This is a genomic window from Acinetobacter bouvetii DSM 14964 = CIP 107468 (assembly GCF_000368865.1).
Lineage (GTDB): Bacteria > Pseudomonadota > Gammaproteobacteria > Pseudomonadales > Moraxellaceae > Acinetobacter > Acinetobacter bouvetii.
This window is the reverse complement of record NZ_KB849725.1, coordinates 156,179-174,824: the sequence shown is the minus strand read 5'-3', so window position 1 is coordinate 174,824 and position 18,646 is coordinate 156,179. Positions and strand designations below refer to the sequence as shown.

Here is an 18,646-nt window from a genome sequence, read left to right as displayed (position 1 = left end):
AAATGAAAAAACCAGCGCAAAGCTCTATTCAGCATCTGAATACAATATATCGCATTTTTACGATTTTAATATCGAATTTTATAGATATATTGTAAAATAACTTCAAGAGCTTTGTTTTTTAAATAAATTTAATTAAAGACCCTGCTTTAAGCTGGCTTCAATAAATTTATCTAAGTCGCCATCCAAAACTGCGCCGGTATTTGAGCTTTCAACACCGGTACGCAAATCCTTAATGCGTGAATCATCTAAAACGTATGAACGGATCTGACTGCCCCAGCCAATATCCGACTTGGTGTCTTCTAATGCTTTTGCGGCGTCATTGCGTTTCTGCATTTCCAGCTCATAGAGTTTTGCACGCAATTGCTTCCATGCATGGTCACGGTTGGCATGCTGTGAGCGCTGGTTTTGACACGCCACCACAATGCCCGTCGGCGCGTGGGTTAAACGCACTGCAGAGTCGGTTTTGTTAATGTGCTGACCGCCCGCGCCGGATGCACGGTAAGTATCGGTGCGGACATCCGCTGGATTAATGTCAATTTCAATATTGTCATCCACTTCCGGCGATACAAACACCGCAGAAAACGACGTGTGGCGGCGGTTGCCTGAGTCAAACGGCGACTTGCGCACTAAACGGTGCACGCCGGATTCTGTGCGCAGCCAGCCATAGGCATACTCGCCTTCCACACGGATCGTTGCCGATTTAATGCCGGCAACATCACCATCCGATTCTTCCATAACTTCTGCTTTGAAGCCATGACGCTCAATCCAGCGCAAATACATGCGCAGCAGCATCGACGCCCAGTCCTGCGCTTCTGTACCGCCGGAACCTGCTTGAATTTCTACATAGCAAGGATTCGGATCCATCGGGTTGCTGAACATGCGGCGGAATTCAAGTTTAGCCAATTCAGCTTCAGCCGTATCCAATTCTGCCTGCACATCGGCCAATAAGCTTTCATCATCGGCTTCTACCGCTAAATCCAGCAAAGCCTGCGCATCTTCCAGCTGAGCCGACAAGCCTTCAAGGACGTTCAGTACATTCTCAAGCTCGCCTTTTTCTTTGGCCATCGCCTGCGCGCGCGCTTGGTCATTCCAAATCGCTGGGTCTTCTAATTCACGCAGAACCTCTTCTAAACGCTCTTTTTTCAGATCGTAGTCAAAGATACCCCCGTAATGTTTGACCACGGTCGTTTAAGTCTTTTAGCTGTAATAGATAAGGATTAATTTCCACGTGAAATACTCTCAAACAAAAATTTGGCTTAAATAGCCGGCAATTATATCACAGACCGTTTGCGCAAATTCAGCCCCTTTAGGGCGCCACAGCAATTGACACCAGCACATACTTTATGAAAAATACGCTCACTCATAATAAATATTACATTTTCTTTACAATAACAGTAGGTTAAACCCATGAGATTATCTTTTCTTACATTCGCACTTCTGGCGATTTCAACATCAAGCTTTGCTTATAATGGTCAAATCGATGCTGGATTTACCAACTTTGACCATGACAGCGATATCATTGACTCTAACGGCCAAGTCAATTTGAAAGGCACTTATTATTTCAATCCTGTCACCATTAAAGGCCCGTTAAATGAAGCCGCATTTTTAGGGCATAACAGCAATGTATATGCTGATTACAGCTATAATTATGCAGAAAGCAAAGATATCTCCATTCCTGCTGGAACAGCATCACGCGATATCACATCACATCATTTCAATGGCGGTATCGAATATTACGTAGAAAAATTTTATCTCAATGCTGGATTAGGCTTCGGCCAACTTGAAGTCGAAGATAAACTTGCAACTTCGATTGGCACTTTAAGCAACACTGAGAAAGAAGATCTATATGCCTATCGCGCAGTGGCGGGTTATATGCCTATTTCTAACCTATTACTGGCTGCAGGAACTGTCGGCTACCAAAGCAGCAATGAAGATCACGACGATAATCGCCTGCTCTTAAAAGCCAAGTATGTTGCGCCTATCGGAACAGGCCAACACTTCAACTTAGAAGCAAATGCCCTGCTCGGCCATACTGATGATTTAGCGATTGCTGCCGATTATTATTTCAATCCTGCCTTCAATATAGGCGCAGAATACAGCATCCATGATGATGGTGAAGATGACACCGATGCCTTTGCTGTTCGCGCCAAATACTTTGTGAACTCAAATTTTGCTGTCGGCGGCGCCATTGGTTTCGGCGACGATATCAATGTATTCAATATCAATGCCAGCATCCGCTTCTAAACATAATTTCGAACATCATACTGAATCAAGGCATCTTTCGGGATGCCTTGATTCTTTCTGCATCCCTTGCCTATTTTAAAGCCCGCTTTGCAGCATTTACTTTAATTTGTGTCTAAATTTTAATCAAAATCTCATAAATCCACAATATCCCCACAGTTTTAATAAAACAAAACATTTTAATATTACAATTATTTATCAATAATTTAGGTTCAATTATTTACATAAAATTACTCTGGACACAGTTCAGTAACTTTCTAAAAATTGACGCGCTGATTATTTGCTCTAGACTGAAAGTTGTAACAAAAAATGTATTATTTAAGCCAAATTTCAGAGGGGTATGATCCATGAAAAAATTAGCGATTGCTTCAGCACTATTATCTGCTTTAGCTGTTACAGGCACAGCACATGCCTACCAAGCAGAAGTGGGCGCTTCAGCTGGCTATATCGACCCAGACAATGGCGGCTCTGGCAGCGAATTCGGCGTGAACGGTACATACTATTTCAACCCAGTACAAACACGCAATGCGCCGCTTGCAGAAGCAGCATTCCTTGACCGCGCCAGCAATGTCAGCGTACATGCCAATTTTGCTGACCGCGGTGATGTAGACGACAACACTTATGGCATTGGTGCAGAATATTATGTGCCAAATTCAGATTTTTACTTAAGCGGCGATGTGAGCCGAAACAACACTGAAGTCCGCGATTTTTTAGGAAATAAGCACGATTTCGATACCACGTACTATTCTGCTGAAGTCGGCTATCTTCCAGCGCCGGGCTTCTTAGTTGCTGCCGGTGTGAAAGGTTATGACAACGATAAGGATGACGGCGCAGATCCTACACTCCGCGCAAAATATGTCACAACCCTAAGCAATGGCAAGGACATCAATTTAGAAGCGGGCGCATCATTCGGCGATTTAGATGAGTTCAATCTGGCCGCAGATTACTTCATCGATAAAACCTTCAGTGTCGGTGCAGACTACTACAACAATGATTTAACAGATCGAAGTGAAGTCGGCATCAATGCGCGCAAATTCTTCAATCAGCAAGTGAGCTTAGAAGGCCGTGTAGGCTTTGGCGAAGCTGGCAGCAATGATTACAACTCATTTGGCCTAGCAGCGAAATACCGCTTCTAATTCAAATCTGCCTATCTAGCCAGATAGAAAAAACCGCTCGTCAGAGCGGTTTTTTTATGGACAGCATTTTTAAATCGCGATCATTACTGTTCTAAATGCAAAATGCGCAGCTGCAGGCTGGTTGCGCCATTAAAGGTGTTTTTGTCCAACTCATAGACCAAACGCACTTGCCCGTGCATCGGGTCAAATTGATAACGGCCGGCGGCATTAAAGGCAATCGCATCCAGCACCTGCCCTGAAGGCAACGCAAGCCGCAGCTTGAGATGCTCCTCTTTCAGCCAGCGGTAATCCAATATTTTAAACAGGCCATCAAAAACCGGGGCTGGAAATTTCTGCCCCCACGGCGTCAGCTGCTGCAAAGTGTCCACCGTCGCGATTTGAAAAGCCTCATCCGGCAAATCGCCGTCCGTCCACAGCACCGCCTGAAACAGGCTGTCATCCTGCGCCGTCATCAGCTGTTCAAAGGCCGCTTTAAACGCTGCAAAATTTTCTTTCAGGATGGTTAAGCCTGCCGCTGCGGCATGACCGCCAAAATGGCTGACCAAATGCGGAGACTCTTCCGCAATCTGCTCGATGCTGTCACGAATATGAATGCCTTCAATCGAACGCGCTGAACCCTTGATATGTTTGCCGTCTTCATCGGCAGCAAACACGATGGCTGGACGGTGGAACTGCTCTTTTAAGCGTCCCGCCACAATACCGATCACACCTTGATGCCAATGCGGTTCAAACAGAATTAAAGCAGATGGCAGGTTTTTTTCATCCAACTGCAGCTGTTCCAACTCAGCCAAGGCTTCTTGCTTCATCTGTGTTTCAACCTGCCGGCGTTCCACATTCAGCTGATTCAGCTGCTGCGCCAACGGATAGGCCGCCTGCAGATCTGGCGCAATCAGGCATTCAATGCCGATATCCATGGTTTCCATACGGCCTGCGGCATTAATCCGCGGCCCAAGAACAAAACCCAGATCCTGCGCTTTCAGCTCTGCAGGATCACGCCCCGCAATGTCCAGCAAAGCACTGATGCCGGCACGGCATAAGCCTTGCTGAATGCGCTTCAGGCCCGCATCAATCAAAATCCGGTTGTTGTAATCTAAGCTGGCCACATCCGCATAGGTGCCCAGCGCCACCAAATCCAGATAATTCACAACTTTGGCAGACGATTTGCCCTGTTTGGCGCGCAAGCTGGACAAGTTGGCCAGCACATAAAAGGCCACTCCCACACCCGCCAGCGCTTTACTTGCGAAATCACAGCCCAGCTGATTCGGATTCACCACGGCTTCCGCTGGCGGCGTTTCTTTAGTGGTGAGATGATGGTCAGTGATAATCACCTGCATGCCATGCGCATGCGCCTGATCAACACCGGCATGGCTGGAAATGCCATTGTCAACGGTGATCAGCAGATCAGGGGCAAATGAGGCAAAGGCGAGGTCGGCTATAGCAGGCGTCAGGCCATAGCCGTATTTGAAGCGGTCAGGCACCAGATAATCGACCTGTGCGCCCATCTCGCGTAAAACTAAAATCATTAATGCGGTGCTGGTTGCGCCATCGGCATCATAATCGCCGACAATCACAATTTTTTTCTGCTGATCGATCGCCTGATCCATCAGCAGAATGGCGGCTGACAGCCCTTTCATTTCAGGCGTCAGCAAATGCTTCAGCTTCAGCTGCAGTTCCTGCTCAGATTCCACGCCGCGGCGCGCTAAAATCCGCGCAATGAACGGCGCGACGCCCTGAATTGATTCAGGGCGCGTCAATAATGGCCTTTGCTGTATTAAGGTCTTTGGCATTTACGGCATCAATCGCTGCAAAACCCACTGCCCTTCACGCTTTTCATAGCTCAAGCGGTCATGCAGACGGTTTGGGCGGCCTTGCCAGAACTCATAATAATCCGGCTCTAAGCGGTATCCGCCCCAAAACTCAGGTTTGGCCAGCATATCTTTGCCTTCAACATTATCATGCAGTTTTTGAAAACGCTGCTGCAGTTCTTCGCGGCTGGCAATCACACCGCTTTGCGGGGTGCTGATGTGCGCAGCAATCTGGCTGTCACGCGGCCGCTTATGGTAATAATCCGTCGATTCCTGTTCAGGGATTTTGACGACTCGGCCTGAAACGCGGATTTGACGCTCCTGCTCCTGCCAATAAAACAATAATTCTGCATACGGATTTTCCGCTAAATCATTGCCTTTTTGGCTGTCGTAATTGCTGTAGAAGTCATAGCCGGCTGCTGCCGCGCCGCGCAGCAGCACGGTACGTACATGCGGACGCCCTTGCGCATTCGCCGTTGCCAATGACATGGCATACGGTTCATGCAGCTGCGCTTCCAACGCATGGTTGAACCACAGCAGGAATTGCTCATGCGGATCAGCATTCACCTGATCTTCATGCAGTTCCCCTTTTTGGTAGCTCATGCGCAATTCGCTTAAATCTTTAATCATATCACTCATGACATTTCACCTTATGCCGCGTTTGCGCGCACAGCATCAGCCAAATGATTCGCCAATGCAGTCACTTCATCCAGCTGATCACCCTCCACCATGACGCGGATCACCGGTTCTGTGCCGGACTTGCGGATTAATAGGCGGCCGCGGCCTTTTAATTGCTGTTCAGCTTTATCAAACTCCGCCGCCAATGCAGGCACTGAGTACGGATCAAACATTTGGCTCAAGCGCACATTTACCAGAACATTGGGCAGCAGCTGGAAACCGTCAGTCAATTCATGCAGCGCTTTTTGCTGCTCAACCATGACCGTCAGCACTTGCAGAGACGCAATAATGGCATCACCCGTGGTGCTCTTGTCTAAAGTTAAAATGTGGCCAGATGGCTCACCGCCGGTCACCCAGCCATGATCATCCAAGCCTTGCAGAACATAGCGGTCACCCACTTTAGCGCGAACAAACGGCACTTGCGCTTTTTCCAGCGCAATTTCCAGCGCCATGTTGCTCATCACCGTGCCCACAATACCCGCAGGCTTGTGGCTGGCTTGTGTCGCCAAAATATACAGGATATGGTCACCCGTCACCTGCTCACCGTTTTTATCCACCATAATCACGCGGTCAGCATCGCCATCAAAGGCAATGCCTACATCTGCCTGATGCTTCAGTACGGCTTTCTGCAGATTTTCCGGGTGCGTTGAACCGCAGTCTTCATTGATGTTCAAGCCATCCGGCTCGTTATACAGCGCCACCACTTTTGCGCCCAGCTCACGGTACACCGATGGGCCAACGCTGTAGGCAGCGCCATTGGCGCAGTCCACGACAATTTTTAAATGCGACAGGTCTAAATGATAAGGGAAGGTCGATTTGCAGAATTCAATATAGCGGCCATTGGCATCTTTTACCCGCACACTTTTACCCAAGTTGGCCGTGTCTTCAATAACCATATCCTGCTCTAGCTCTTGGTTAATGGCATCCTGCAATTCATCCGGCAATTTTTTGCCTTCGCTTGAGAAAAATTTAATGCCGTTGTCAAAGTACGGATTGTGCGATGCAGAAATCACAATGCCAAGGCTGGCATGCAGCGCCCGGGTCAAATGCGCAATGGCGGGTGTTGGCAAAGGGCCAAGCAAATGCACGTATACGCCGGCAGCATTCAAACCCGCCTGCAGCGCAGCTTCTAAAATATAGCCGGAAAGGCGGGTATCTTTACCCAATACAACAATCGGTTTGCTTTTTTTGCTGGTGCGCTTTAATACTTTACCTGCGGCAAACCCCAGCTTTAATGCAAACTCAGGTGTAATCGGAAGTTCCCCAAACTTTCCGCGAATGCCATCCGTACCGAAATAACTCATCTTTTACTCACTTTCTTATTCACATGCGGTGATATTGATCAACCCATTCATACTGGATTCACTTTACACCAAAAACAAAAAAGCCGTCATAAAAATGACGGCTTTCCAGCGCTTTGATTACTAAAAATCAACCAACACGGTAGTTTGGCGCTTCTTTGGTAATGGTCACGTCATGCACATGGGATTCTGACATGCCCGCTGCGGTAATTTTTACAAATTTCGCATTTTGACGCAGGTCATCCACAGTTGCAGAACCGGTATAGCCCATAGACGAACGCAGACCGCCCATCATCTGGTGCACAATATTGCCCATCGGGCCTTTGTACGGCACACGGCCTTCAATGCCTTCCGGCACTAATTTCTCAGCGCCCGCTTTAGAGTCCTGGAAATAACGGTCAGCAGAACCTGTTGCACCCGCCATTGCGCCCAATGAACCCATGCCGCGGTAAGCTTTATAGTAACGGCCTTGGAAGAATTCCACTTCACCCGGCGCTTCTTCAGTACCCGCCATCAGCGAGCCCACCATGATGGTGCTTGCGCCAGCGCCAATGGCTTTCGCCATATCGCCAGAGAAGCGGATGCCGCCGTCAGCAATCAATGGAATCTGTTCTTTCAATGCATTCGCAACGGAATCAATTGCAGAAATTTGCGGCATGCCGATGCCCGCAACAATACGCGTGGTGCAGATTGAACCAGGGCCGATACCAACTTTCACCGCATCTGCGCCAGCATCCAATAAAGCCAATGCCGCATCGCCTGTGGCAATGTTGCCGCCAATCACTTGCACTTGCGGATAGTTGGCTTTTACCCAGCGTACACGCTCAATCACGCCAGCTGAATGGCCATGCGCCGTATCCACAACAATCGCATCCACACCCGCTTCAACCAGCGCTTCAACGCGGCTTGGCGTTTCAGCGCCTGTGCCTACGGCTGCGCCAACGCGCAGGCGGCCCAAGTCATCTTTACAGCTGTTTGGGTACAACTCAGCTTTACGGAAATCAGTCACCGTAATTAAGCCTTTTAATTCGTTGTTTTCGCCCACCACCAATACTTTTTCAATACGGTGCTGCTGCAATAAGGCTTGGATGTTTTCTTTAGATTCATTTTCACGAACAGTCACAAGGCGGTCTTGCCCAGTCATGATATTGCTGACCGGCTGTTCTAAATTGGTCACAAAGCGTGTATCACGGCCTGTGACGATACCGACCACTTTGCCGTCTTTAACAACGGGCACGCCGCTGATGTTGTTGGCTTGAGTAATTGCAATCAAGTCACGAATTGTAGTTTCAGGCGTCACGGTAATTGGATCTTTCACCATGCCGGCTTCAAATTTTTTCACACGGCGCACTTCAGCGGCTTGCGCTGAAATATCCATGTTTTTGTGCAAAATACCAATACCGCCGTTTTGCGCCATCGCAATCGCCATACGTGACTCAGTCACAGTATCCATTGCTGCCGAAACCAGAGGAATATTCAGATTAATGCCGCGAGTCAGGCGTGTCTTTAGAGAGACATCTTTTGGGAGAACAGTTGAGTAGGCAGGGAGTAATAAGACATCATCGAAGGTTAGCGCTTCTTGAACGATGGTCAACATAACAGTCTCACTGGTAATTTCCGTGCGCCATTATAAACAAAAAAATGGCTTTTATTCATGCCTATTTCAGCCAAAGCGGCTTTTTTTTGTCAAAACTTCTGCTTTAGGTCTTGTAAATGAACGCAACTGCTTATTTTTATATTGTTTTCAGCATTCAATTTTATTTCTTGCGGTCAAGGCAGAGCCGCAGCTCCGCCTGGCGTCAACCTCAGCAAACCTGATCAAAATCGTCGTCATTGACAGGTTCAGGCGCCTCAATCTGCACAAAAGGAATCATATTATGCGCAACGCGCGCCTTATTGCACTGCGCGTCGGCAATTTGCACTTCTTTGCAGGATGAACTGCGCGCTGCATACATGCCGCAGCTCACCTGCCGGCCAATTTCCCCCTCAAGCGCGATACAGCGCGGTGAAGGCTGATTGGTGCCCGCCATGCAGGAATACACTGCTGTGACCGGTTCCGTATAGTGTTCGGGCATATTCAGCCCTTCCGCCCAGTAAAATGAAACCCTGAAAAAAGCGCAGCAGGCGCCGCAGCTTAAACACGCATCCTGTGTGGGAACTTGAGACAGCATTGTTATTAATTCTCGTCATCAAAAGTGATTTTTTGAAGCTGAATATTAAAAAATACTGCCCTGCCGCTCAATCTTTTTTTATCACTTCCTGCGTTTATTCTGGAAAAGTAAATACAGATTCATCCATTAAATCTGTGCCGCATTCCAGTGTTTCAATCCAGTCCAAAAATTGATTGACCTGCTCTTTGCCCACAAACGGCGTGCCATGCTGCGGCACAATCATTTCAACATCCATGGTGCGCACCATGTTGACCCATAAGCGGATGATTTTGTTATTGCACATATAGCGCTGATGGAAGCCTTTCATTTTCGGGATATGCGCTGCAAAATTTTCTAAGGGTTTCGATGCATCTTCCACCATGGATGCGCCCATATCGCCCGAAAATAAAATTTTCGCGATAGGATCATAAAATTGGAAGTTGCCGACTGAATGCAGAAAATGCGCAGGCACCGCCACAATCTGGCTTTGGCCCAAAGTAATGATTTGACCATGATCCGGCAGCTCAACCAGGCGGTCCAGCCAGTTGCCTTTCATGCGGTCACTCATAAAGGCTGAATTCAAATGCGGCAGGAAACGCGCCCAAAGTTTCGAAGCCACCACTTTGGCGTCGGTATAGACCAGCCAGCGCGGCATAGAGGTAATAATGTCCGGATCCTGATGCGAGGCCATCACATAATCGAGGTTGGTCAGGCGGGTATACTTGTTCAGCTCCATAGTCAGCGGCACATAGGTCAAATCACCGCCCGGATCCAGCACTGCAGCGCGCTCATTATCCAAGATCAGAAACTGATTGGCCTGTACGCCTTCACCTTTAACCAAGCTGGTAAAACTGATGCATTTGTGTGTGCCGTTATCGAATAACACCTGCGACGTAGTGCGGTCAAATGCCATACCTATTCCCCGAAATTCTGTTTTTCTTAAAAGACTTTTATTCCCGTACAACATATATGGAATTACACAAACTTACAATAAATTTAAGACCAATATCATTAGAAATATCAAATAATTGAGAACCATTTTGCATAAAAAAATCCCGATTTTTTAAGTCGGGATTCAAATCTGTCAACGGCTGATCAGAAAAAATAATGCTGTACTAAGGCTGCAATGCCAATAATCAGGAAGACCGCTGCGCCAATTTTATGAATCAAATCGATTGGCAATTTTTCCGCCAATTTATTGCCAACAAAAACGGCTGGCGCATTCACCAGCATAATGCCCAGTGTTGTCCCCAGCGTTACCCAGCCAATGCTGTCAAAGCGGGCCGCCAAGGCCACGGTTGCAACTTGGGTTTTATCGCCAATTTCGGCCAGAAAGAATAAAACAAAGGTTGCGCCGAATACGCCGTATTTTTGCCATTTGTTAATGCTTTCAGTTTCATCATCCAATTCGTCTGGAATCAGCATCCAGACCGCCATTGCAATAAAGCCCAGCGACACTATCCACAGCAGGACTGTCGGACTCAAGACGGTTGTAATCCACTGGCCCAAAATAGCCGAGACGCCATGGTTGACCACGGTGGCAAAAAAAATCGCAATGAGGATGGGAACAGGCTTTCGGAAACGGGCCGCCAGCAGCAAAGCCAGCAATTGCGTTTTATCGCCCATTTCAGATAAGGCAACAACGGCTAAAGAAATCAGAAAAGCTGAAAGCATGATGTGTTTCTCTGGCTAGCAAACAAATACCGATGACTCACCGCTCCTGCTAGCCAAAAATCTGCAGAGTGGTAAATCAAAGGTCTTGCCAACAAAAGAAAGCTTTTAAGAAAAGCTCATTTGGTTCTTTGCTATGATGGCCATGTTCTGTTGAACAAATATGTTGACCATCACCTGTTTACTTTGCGTAAACAGCGGCTACTCCCCAATGAAGTACAGCCATTTTAATGGGCGAAGCGCAATAAAGCAAATTGATTTATAAAGATAGATAAAACAATCCGATCAAGACAATCTAAAAGCTATTCAGCGGGCTGCACCCGCTCAGCCGCTTCCTCATGTTCAAACCCGTATTGCGCAAAGCAATAAACCCTGCCGAAGCAGGGCTTATTTCACAATTCAGAATAATTCGAGATTATCAGATTAACAATGAACGGATATCTTTTAATAATTTCGTCAGCTTATTGGTAAAGCGCGCAGCATCCGCACCATTAATCACACGGTGGTCATAAGACAATGACAATGGAAGCATTAATTTCGGATCGAAGCCTTCACCATTCCACACAGGCTGCATGGCCGCTGGTGAAATACCCAAAATTGCCACTTGCGGCCAGTTGACCAATGGGGTAAATGCCGTACCGCCAATTGCGCCTAAGCTTGAAATCGTAAAATTTGCGCCTTGCAGGTCTTTCGGCGAAAGCTTCTTATCACGCGCTTTCTGACCCAGCACGCCCAATTCAACTGCAATTTCTTTAATCGATTTCTGGTCTGGATTACGCAGTACAGGAACAGTTAAACCATCTGGGGTTGCTACAGCAATGCCCATATGGATTTCATTACGCAATAGTACAGACTTGCCATCATCTGCCAAGTGGCCTGCAAAATCACGCTCTTCTTTCAACAGATGCGCAACCGCTTTAATAATGAAAGCCATAATGGTCAGGCTGATGCCTTCTTTCTTAAAGTTGCCCTTAAGGTCATTACGCCAAGCTTCAAGCTCGGTAATATCCGCGGCATCAAACTGCGTGACTTGCGGAATAAAGTTGTTCAAAGACAGCTGCGGAATGGATACCTGCTGCAAGCGCGTCAAGACTTTCTCTTCGACACCGCCAAACGCTGTGAAATCCGGAAGCTTTGGCAAGCCAGAAACTTGAGCAGCAGCCTGAGCGGCTGGAGCAGCCTGAGGCGCAGTTAAACGCGCTTTGACAAATGCTTTCAAATCTTCCTTCATGACACGCGCATGCGGGCCAGACGCACTCACTTCAGACAATACAACGCCTAATTCACGCGCCAGCTTGCGTACAGCCGGGCCTGCATAGACTTTCGCATTGGCGTCATTCTGCGCTTTCGTTAGCTTGTCTGCGCCTTGAACAGGAGCTGAGGCTGGCGCTGCAGCCTGAACAGCAGGTGCAGGCGCCGCTTTCACTGCTGCTTTTGGCGCTTCCGCTTGAACGGGTGCAGCTGCCGGCGCCGCTGACTGGCCTTCAACCGTCACTAAAGCAATGCCTTCACTCACACTCTGCCCGAGCTGAACATGAATCGCCTTAATCACGCCTGCTGCGGTGCTTGGCACTTCTACAGTCGCTTTGTCCGATTCCACAACCACAATACTTTGGTCTTTTTCCACCGTATCGCCTACAGACACCAAAATCTCTGCAACCGCGGCTTTATCTACGCCTAAATCAGGCACAGCAATTTCAATCGCGCCTGTTTGCACTGGCGCAGCCTGAGCCGCAGCTGGCGCTTCTACAGGCGCAGGAGCTGCTGAGGCAGTTTCTGCTTTTGGCGCTTCTGCTGCCGGCGCTGTGCCTGCAGTTTTGACTTTGAGGATGACCACGCCTTCTTTCACGCTATCGCCAGCCTGAATTTCAATCGCTTCAATGATTCCCGCCACAGGACTAGGCACTTCCACAGACGCTTTGTCGGATTCCAGCAGAACCAAACTGTCATCCACCTCAACGGTGTCGCCTACTTTCACTAAAATTTCAGCAACTGTGGCTTTTTCCACGCCAATATCCGGCACCTGCACATCAACCACTTGCGAAGCCGCCGCAGATGCAGCTGGAGCCGCTTCCGCTTTTACTTCAACGGGTGCAGCAGGCTGCGCCGCCGCTTGAGGCGTTTCCGCAATAGCTGATGCTTCAGTTTGACCTTCTGCTTCCAACTCAATTAAAACCGCGCCTTCAGCAACATCATCGCCCAGCTGAACCAAAATGCTTTTCACCACGCCTGCCGAAGTGCTTGGCACTTCAACAGAGGCTTTATCCGACTCAAGCAATACAATACTGTCATCAACACTGATAGCATCGCCCACTTTAACCAAAATTTCCGCAACAGTCGCTTTATCTACACCAATATCTGGAGTCGTAATTTGCATGATCAGTTCTCCTCTTTGTAGTCAGCAACTGCATGCAGTTCCGGATGCGCTTGAGGCAGCCACGCCACTGGGCGGTCTGTATCTAATTCAAAGCTGGAAATCGCATCTTTCACTAAACGCGCATCCACTTCGCCTTCATCTGCCAATTTTTTCAGCGTCGCCACCACAATGTGCGCAGCATCAACACCGAAATAACTGCGCAAATTCGCGCGCGTATCCGAACGGCCATAACCATCTGTACCTAGGGCAACGAATGGACGGTTGTCTGGAAGATAAGCGCGGATCTGTTCACTGTATGCGCGCATATGGTCTGTAGCCGATACCACAATGCCGCTGGTGCCGCGAAGCTGCTGTGAAATCCACGCTTCTTTTGCCGTTTCCGCCATTGGATGCAGGCGGTTGTATTCTTCGCACGCCATGCCGTCACGCGCCAGTTCATTGAAGCTGGTTACGCTGAATACATTTGAGTGAATTTGATATTCATCACGCAGAATTTGCGCGGCTTTGATCACTTCACGCAGAATCACGCCTGAACCCATCAGCTGAACCGTGGCTTTTTCATCTTCCTGCAGTAAATACATACCACGCTTGATGCCTTCTTCAGCGCCTTGCGGCATTTCAGGGTGTTCATAGTTTTCGTTCATGACCGTTAGGTAATAGAACACGCGCTCTTGATTGACATACATGCGCTGTAAACCATCATGCACAATGACTGCCAATTCATAACCGAAACATGGGTCATAAGACACGCAGTTTGGAATGGTATTGGCCAAAATGTGCGAATGGCCATCCTGATGCTGCAGGCCTTCACCGTTCAATGTGGTACGTCCCGCTGTAGCGCCCAATAGGAAGCCTTGCGCCTGCGCATCGCCCGCTGCCCATGCAATATCGCCGATACGCTGGAAGCCGAACATTGAGTAATACATGTACATCGGAATCATTGGCAGGTTATTGGTTGAATAACTGGTTGCCAGCGCCGCCCAAGCACTCATCGCGCCCGCTTCGTTAATGCCTTCCTGAAGCATGTGGCCGTCTTTGGCTTCACGGTAATGCATCAGCTGTTCTTGGTCTTCTGGGGTATATTTTTGACCATGCGCGGCATAAATACCCAGCTGACGGAACATGCCTTCTAAACCGAAAGTACGCGCTTCATCTGGAACGATCGGCACAACGCGGTCTTTAATGGCTTTCTCTTTCAATAATGCAGAGATTAAGCGCACCATTACCATGGTGGTTGACTGCTCTTTGCCACCGCTGCCTTTCAATACTGCATCAAATACAGATAATTCAGGAATAACGAGTTGTTCACTTTCTTTACGGCGGGCAGGCAAGTAACCGCCTAAAGCTTCACGGCGCGCTTTCATGTATTTCAGTTCAGGCGAGTTTTCGCTTGGACGGTAGAAAGGCACTTCTTCTAACTGCTCATCATTAAATGGCAAATTGAAACGGTCACGCACATATTTCAAAGATTCAAGCTGCATCTTTTTAATTTGATGGGTTTTATTGACTGCTTCAATTTCTTCAGACAAGCCGTAGCCTTTGACTGTTTTCGCCAGAATTACCGTCGGCTGGCCTTTGGCTGTGCATGCTTCCGCATAAGCCGCAAAGACTTTGTATGGGTCATGGCCGCCGCGGTTTAGATTATCAATATCTTCATCGCTTAAATCTTTGACCAGTTCCGCAGCTTCCGGATATTTGCCAAAGAATTTTTCACGCGTATATGCGCCGCCTTTCACTTGATAACGCTGGAAATCGCCATCGACCGCTTCTTCCATCACGGCCTGAAGCGCGCCAGTCGTATCCTTCGCCAGCAATGGGTCCCAATGACGACCCCAAACGACTTTAATCACACGCCAGCCTGCGCCGCGGAATAAAGACTCAAGTTCCTGAATGATTTTACCGTTGCCGCGCACTGGGCCATCCAGGCGCTGCAGGTTGCAGTTCACCACCCAAATCAAGTTGTCCAGTTTTTCACGGCCCGCCAGTGAAATTGCGCCCAAGCTTTCCGGCTCATCCATTTCACCATCGCCCAGATATGCCCAGACTTTACGGTCTTCTTCTTTGATCAAGCCGCGGTTCATCAGGTACTTTTGGATATGCGCCTGATAAATCGACATAATTGGCCCGAGACCCATTGATACGGTCGGGAACTGCCAGTAATCCGGCATCAGATATGGATGCGGGTAGCTTGGCAAGCCAATGCCGCCGACTTCACGGCGGAAATTATTCAAATGCTCTTCGGTTAAACGGCCTTCAAGGAATGAACGCGCATAAATACCCGGCGCGCAGTGGCCTTGGTAATAAATCATGTCGCCGCCGAAGCTGCTGCTGTTGGCGCGGAAGAAGTGGTTAAAGCCAACATCATATAAGGTTGCCGAAGATGCAAAGCTGGCCAAGTGGCCGCCTAAATCATCGCCGGTCTTATTGGCGCGAAGCACCATTGCCAAAGCATTCCAGCGGATCAGCGCGCGGATGCGGCGCTCCATATCCTGATCACCGGGCATTGCCGGCTGTTCTTCAACTGAAATGGTGTTGCGGTAAGGAGTATTTAGACGCTGAATAGGAACATGCTTAGCGATTGCGCGCTGATACAGTTTTTCCAGCAGAAAAGCCGCCCGCTCCGTTCCCATATGCTGTAAAACTGAATCGAATGCATCTTGCCATTCTTGGGTTTCCTGCGCATCTGTATCGCTGTAGAAAGCCATATTTCACCTATCCTGTGAGCCTAATTTTATACTTCTATATGTATCATATTTTCATCCAGCTCAGTTATGGCTGCAAATGAATACGGCAATCGACCAATATTTAGGAAATAAATAGACATTGACCATAACTTACACAAATTATCAAAATAGAGCCAATAAAGTGCAAATATTAACCGAATCCTATTCTATAAAGTGATACTGTCAAAAGTGTAGTGATGAAATGTAAAAAGCCACTGTTCGAGTCTGAAACCCCAACAATGGCCTTTTAAAGTAAAACAGTTTTTTGAGTTTTTATAATGCTGTGCGCTTTTGAATCATGAATGGAGCAGCTTATTAAGGCAGCATGGCCAAATAAGTCGATGGATTTTTACGCTGGCCATCTTTTACAACTTCGTAGTGCAAATGCGGGCCTGTACAGCGGCCTGTACAGCCAACATTGGCAATTTGCTCGCCCGCTTCAACGCGGTCACCCACACGCGCAATGAGGCGTGAAGCATGTGCATAACGGGTTAAATAGCCATTGCCGTGGTTAATTTCGACATATTGGCCATAGCCTGTACCCCAGCCTGATTTCGTGACAATGCCTGGGCCAGTCGCGTAAATCGGTGTACCGCTCGGCGCTGACATGTCTAGACCGGAATGGTTTTCTGCACGGCCGCCCATGGTACGGCCGCCGAAGTCTGAACTGACCCGCTTTAAATCCGGAAGCGGATGCGCAACCAGCCAAGAATAGGGATTATTTGAAGATGCAGAATAGGATTTTGAACTGCTTGAACCGTATTTTTTCGCAATTGAGGCATTATTCAATTCAATGCTCTTTTCGCGCAGCTTCACGTTCAATTTTGTTTCAGCGGGAATATCCATATCGCTGGATTCAGAATAAGCACCTTGAGCCAAAGTGCGGGTTAACTGCTCAATACGGTCTGTTGAACCGTCCTGCGTTACCTCAACCAAGTCCGCGAATGCAACTGATGCTGCTGACGCGGCGAATGAAAATGCCAATAAAATACGGCGCAAATGCATAAAAAACCTCATTAAAACTGTTCTTAATCGAATTCCTTGAGTGATCTCTTCCTTGATATCTACTGAAAGAAGCGCATAAGATTAGGACATAAACATGAAGGAAATATGAATGTCTGAACCCCTGAACGTCTTTCAACAAACAAGAAAACACATAAAAACAGGAAACTTTTCGTTTCTCTCATCGCAAGTCGCCGCATGGCAGAAACTGACGAAACTCGTGCAACCTTTATTGCCCCAGCCGGAGCAATGGCAAGTCGTTTGTTATCAAAATGGTGTGCTGATGCTGACTGGTGAAAATCAAGCGCTGGTGAGCCAGCTGGCCTATCTTCAAAAGCAATACATTGCTCAGCTTTCACAAATACATGAATTGAAAGAATTAAACAAGATCCAAGTACGTTTAAGACATCCATCTCAAACGGCGCTGACTCCTGAAAAACCGCCCAAATCACTTAGCCCAGAAACACAGGATATGCTGCGCAATGCTGCTGACTTTGTGAGCGACCCTAAGCTTAGCCAAGCTATGCTGCGTTTGGCAAGCAATAAAAAGTAACCGGCTCAGGATCGAGCACGGCCTTTGAAATTATTATGTGACCTGCTTTGCATTTTATTTTGTTATATTATAACGCAACATTTAAAAGACAAGGACTTATGTCACACTGACATAAGAAATTGGGCAAAGATTGATGTCATCAAATGTTACAATTTCGTAGCTGCTTGGATCACTTTTGACATTGCGCAGCAGCTGATTATTTAAAGCATGGCCCGACTTATAGGCATCATATTTAGCGATAATTTGATGGCCCAGCAGATATAGATCACCCACGGCATCTAATATTTTGTGACGAACAAACTCATCCGCAAAGCGCAAGCCTTCTTCATTCACCACACCGGTATCATCCAATCCGACCGCGTTATCCAAGCTTGCACCCAGCGCTAAATTATTCGATTTCAAGTAATCTAGATCTTTCATAAAGCCAAAAGTACGCGCTTCACTCACTTCATATACAAAAGTTTCAGTCGAGAAATCAATGGATGCTGACTGGTCTTCTTTCTTAAATGCAGGATGATCAAAATCAATAGTGAAATTCAGCTGAAAGCCTTCATGCGGACTGAAGACTGCTTTTTTATCATCAATAAACGCCCCGACAGGCTTTAATATTTTAATGAATTTTTTTGGCGCGTCCTGCTCAGCCAAACCGCCCTGCATCAGCAAATAGATAAATGGCCCGGCACTGCCATCCATAATCGGCACTTCCGACGCAGACACTTCAATAATGAGGTTATCAATGCCCAAGCCTGCAATCGCGCTCATGATGTGTTCAATCGTGCCGACTTTGGCATTTTCCTGAACCAAATTTGAACACATGAATGCTTCCTGAATCAGCATGGCATCCGCAGGAATCTCAATTTGAGGCTCCAAATCGATACGTCGAAACACGATTCCCCCGTCTGCATGATGCGGCACAAAGTTAATCATAACTTTTTGCCCACTATGTAGACCAATTCCGCTCGCTTTCACGACGCGCTGCAGGGTACGCTGTTTCAACATGCTTTTCATT

The 18,646-nt window shown here is 47.7% G+C and carries 15 protein-coding genes and 1 riboswitch; of the genes, 3 read left to right on the top strand and 12 right to left on the bottom strand.

All coding sequences use genetic code 11. The features are described 5' to 3' along the window. Positions 1 to 132: 132 nt before the first annotated feature. Positions 133 to 1,228, bottom strand: a protein-coding gene (gene prfB, locus F941_RS00805; protein ID WP_099048127.1) for a peptide chain release factor 2 whose coding sequence is annotated in 2 segments (ribosomal slippage) — positions 133 to 1,155 and positions 1,157 to 1,228 — 1,095 coding nt in all. Because the reading frame shifts where the segments join, the coding sequence is not laid out codon by codon here. A 179-nt stretch (positions 1,229 to 1,407) separates the two neighbouring features. Here prfB and F941_RS00800 point away from each other — a divergent pair. Further along, on the top strand, positions 1,408 to 2,244 hold the full coding sequence (locus tag F941_RS00800) for a putative porin (RefSeq protein WP_005006759.1): 837 nt from the start codon (positions 1,408 to 1,410) through the stop codon (positions 2,242 to 2,244). A gap of 344 nt (positions 2,245 to 2,588) precedes the next feature. Continuing rightward, positions 2,589 to 3,377 carry a putative porin gene (locus F941_RS00795; protein ID WP_005006756.1) on the top strand — a complete coding sequence of 263 codons (789 nt, stop codon included), beginning with the start codon at positions 2,589 to 2,591 and terminating at the stop codon, positions 3,375 to 3,377. 83 nt (positions 3,378 to 3,460) lie between these two features. On the opposite strand, the gene recJ is transcribed toward F941_RS00795, so the two are convergent. The 10 genes from recJ to F941_RS00745 all read right to left on the bottom strand — a co-directional run bounded on the left by recJ (position 3,461) and on the right by F941_RS00745 (position 17,087). Beyond that, on the bottom strand, positions 3,461 to 5,164 hold the full coding sequence (gene recJ / locus F941_RS00790; RefSeq protein ID WP_018573033.1) for a single-stranded-DNA-specific exonuclease RecJ: 1,704 nt from the start codon (positions 5,162 to 5,164) through the stop codon (positions 3,461 to 3,463). Continuing rightward, complete coding sequence (gene pdxH, locus F941_RS00785; protein ID WP_005006753.1) at positions 5,165 to 5,821, bottom strand: pyridoxamine 5'-phosphate oxidase; 657 nt, start codon at positions 5,819 to 5,821, stop codon at positions 5,165 to 5,167. An 11-nt stretch (positions 5,822 to 5,832) separates the two neighbouring features. Beyond that, positions 5,833 to 7,164 carry a phosphoglucosamine mutase gene (glmM, locus tag F941_RS00780; protein WP_005006752.1) on the bottom strand — a complete coding sequence of 444 codons (1,332 nt, stop codon included), beginning with the start codon at positions 7,162 to 7,164 and terminating at the stop codon, positions 5,833 to 5,835. 127 nt (positions 7,165 to 7,291) lie between these two features. Continuing rightward, complete coding sequence (gene guaB / locus F941_RS00775; protein ID WP_005006750.1) at positions 7,292 to 8,758, bottom strand: IMP dehydrogenase; 1,467 nt, start codon at positions 8,756 to 8,758, stop codon at positions 7,292 to 7,294. Positions 8,759 to 8,966: 208 nt separating this feature from the next. Then, complete coding sequence (locus F941_RS00770; protein ID WP_018573034.1) at positions 8,967 to 9,332, bottom strand: YkgJ family cysteine cluster protein; 366 nt, start codon at positions 9,330 to 9,332, stop codon at positions 8,967 to 8,969. A gap of 94 nt (positions 9,333 to 9,426) precedes the next feature. Then, positions 9,427 to 10,224, bottom strand: coding sequence for an oxygen-binding di-iron domain-containing protein (locus F941_RS00765; protein WP_005006745.1), 798 nt, complete (start codon positions 10,222 to 10,224; stop codon positions 9,427 to 9,429). Positions 10,225 to 10,406: 182 nt separating this feature from the next. After that, positions 10,407 to 10,985, bottom strand: coding sequence for a TMEM165/GDT1 family protein (locus tag F941_RS00760; RefSeq protein WP_005006743.1), 579 nt, complete (start codon positions 10,983 to 10,985; stop codon positions 10,407 to 10,409). 74 nt (positions 10,986 to 11,059) lie between these two features. After that, a riboswitch (yybP-ykoY riboswitch) is annotated at positions 11,060 to 11,204 on the bottom strand. A 196-nt stretch (positions 11,205 to 11,400) separates the two neighbouring features. Then, positions 11,401 to 13,359, bottom strand: coding sequence for a 2-oxo acid dehydrogenase subunit E2 (locus F941_RS00755; RefSeq protein WP_005006741.1), 1,959 nt, complete (start codon positions 13,357 to 13,359; stop codon positions 11,401 to 11,403). A 2-nt stretch (positions 13,360 to 13,361) separates the two neighbouring features. Further along, complete coding sequence (gene aceE / locus F941_RS00750; RefSeq protein ID WP_005006739.1) at positions 13,362 to 16,064, bottom strand: pyruvate dehydrogenase (acetyl-transferring), homodimeric type; 2,703 nt, start codon at positions 16,062 to 16,064, stop codon at positions 13,362 to 13,364. A 333-nt stretch (positions 16,065 to 16,397) separates the two neighbouring features. Next, positions 16,398 to 17,087: a M23 family metallopeptidase gene (locus F941_RS00745; RefSeq protein ID WP_005006737.1), complete on the bottom strand. Its 690-nt coding sequence runs from the start codon at positions 17,085 to 17,087 to the stop codon at positions 16,398 to 16,400. 109 nt (positions 17,088 to 17,196) lie between these two features. Between F941_RS00745 and F941_RS00740 the strand changes: the two genes are divergently transcribed. After that, positions 17,197 to 17,637: a DciA family protein gene (locus F941_RS00740; protein WP_005006735.1), complete on the top strand. Its 441-nt coding sequence runs from the start codon at positions 17,197 to 17,199 to the stop codon at positions 17,635 to 17,637. 96 nt (positions 17,638 to 17,733) lie between these two features. Here the strand turns inward: F941_RS00740 and lpxC are convergent, their stop codons facing one another. Then, on the bottom strand, positions 17,734 to 18,636 hold the full coding sequence (gene lpxC / locus F941_RS00735) for a UDP-3-O-acyl-N-acetylglucosamine deacetylase (RefSeq protein ID WP_026253447.1): 903 nt from the start codon (positions 18,634 to 18,636) through the stop codon (positions 17,734 to 17,736). Between the last annotated feature and the right edge of the window lie 10 nt (positions 18,637 to 18,646).

Coding starts and splice junctions, on each gene's coding strand:
- F941_RS00800 (WP_005006759.1), top strand. CDS start 1,408: ATGAGATTATCTTTTCTTACATTCGCACTTCTGGCGATTTCAACATCA.
- F941_RS00795 (WP_005006756.1), top strand. CDS start 2,589: ATGAAAAAATTAGCGATTGCTTCAGCACTATTATCTGCTTTAGCTGTT.
- recJ (WP_018573033.1), bottom strand. CDS start 5,164: ATGCCAAAGACCTTAATACAGCAAAGGCCATTATTGACGCGCCCTGAA.
- pdxH (WP_005006753.1), bottom strand. CDS start 5,821: ATGAGTGATATGATTAAAGATTTAAGCGAATTGCGCATGAGCTACCAA.
- glmM (WP_005006752.1), bottom strand. CDS start 7,164: ATGAGTTATTTCGGTACGGATGGCATTCGCGGAAAGTTTGGGGAACTT.
- guaB (WP_005006750.1), bottom strand. CDS start 8,758: ATGTTGACCATCGTTCAAGAAGCGCTAACCTTCGATGATGTCTTATTA.
- F941_RS00770 (WP_018573034.1), bottom strand. CDS start 9,332: ATGCTGTCTCAAGTTCCCACACAGGATGCGTGTTTAAGCTGCGGCGCC.
- F941_RS00765 (WP_005006745.1), bottom strand. CDS start 10,224: ATGGCATTTGACCGCACTACGTCGCAGGTGTTATTCGATAACGGCACA.
- F941_RS00760 (WP_005006743.1), bottom strand. CDS start 10,985: ATGCTTTCAGCTTTTCTGATTTCTTTAGCCGTTGTTGCCTTATCTGAA.
- F941_RS00755 (WP_005006741.1), bottom strand. CDS start 13,359: ATGCAAATTACGACTCCAGATATTGGTGTAGATAAAGCGACTGTTGCG.
- aceE (WP_005006739.1), bottom strand. CDS start 16,064: ATGGCTTTCTACAGCGATACAGATGCGCAGGAAACCCAAGAATGGCAA.
- F941_RS00745 (WP_005006737.1), bottom strand. CDS start 17,087: ATGCATTTGCGCCGTATTTTATTGGCATTTTCATTCGCCGCGTCAGCA.
- F941_RS00740 (WP_005006735.1), top strand. CDS start 17,197: ATGTCTGAACCCCTGAACGTCTTTCAACAAACAAGAAAACACATAAAA.
- lpxC (WP_026253447.1), bottom strand. CDS start 18,636: ATGTTGAAACAGCGTACCCTGCAGCGCGTCGTGAAAGCGAGCGGAATT.